Raw genomic sequence first — 618 nt, 5'->3', positions numbered from 1 at the left:
CAAACTGGAAGCTGCGAAACTAACGAGTCATTCTGATTTATTCAGGAAATTTTACAGACGGTTGGTCCTCATGATGTTTTCCGATAATCTTTTCCATCCAAATCATGTTGTACCAACGTCCAAATTTATAACCGCATTTATAAAATTCCCCAACTTTTGAAAAACCCAAATGTGCATGAAATTCTGCGCTGTTGCTGTTAAGGTATTCATCTTCAACTCTCGGATAACCAATACAAGCATACAAGTTCAAAATTCCCATTTCACTCAATCTATTTTCAAGTGCCTCATATATCTTTCTTCCCAAACCGCATTTTTGAGCAGTATGGTCAAGATATACCGTCAGTTCACATGACCAATCATAAGCCGCCCTGCCTACAAAAGCACCTGCATACGCATAGCCTTGAATTGCTCCGTCTTTTTCAATAACAAGATAGGGGTATCTTTTCATAGTCATTTCCATACGCTTTTGAAAATCCATGAGTGTTGGAACGACATATTCAAATGTAATGGCAGTATTCTCAACATAATAAGCATAAATATCTAAAATACGTTCAGCATCTTCAAGCTTTGCATCTCTTACTAATATATCCATAACTGTTCCTCCGTCAATTCCGATTT

Annotated in this window: 1 protein-coding gene; it reads right to left on the bottom strand. The window is 37.1% G+C overall.

What is annotated here, in order from left to right:
• Positions 1 to 37: 37 nt before the first annotated feature.
• Entirely contained in the window at positions 38 to 592 is a 555-nt protein-coding gene (locus C7J97_RS14760) for a GNAT family N-acetyltransferase (protein WP_015538413.1), read from the bottom strand.
• Between the last annotated feature and the right edge of the window lie 26 nt (positions 593 to 618).

The sequence above is a fragment of the Faecalibacterium prausnitzii genome (genome assembly GCF_003324185.1).
GTDB classification, from domain to species: Bacteria; Bacillota; Clostridia; order Oscillospirales; family Ruminococcaceae; genus Faecalibacterium; species Faecalibacterium prausnitzii.
The sequence above is the reverse complement of the archived record's forward strand: the minus strand, read 5'-3'. Positions and strand labels throughout refer to the sequence as shown.

Coding starts and splice junctions, on each gene's coding strand:
- C7J97_RS14760 (WP_015538413.1), bottom strand. CDS start 592: ATGGATATATTAGTAAGAGATGCAAAGCTTGAAGATGCTGAACGTATT.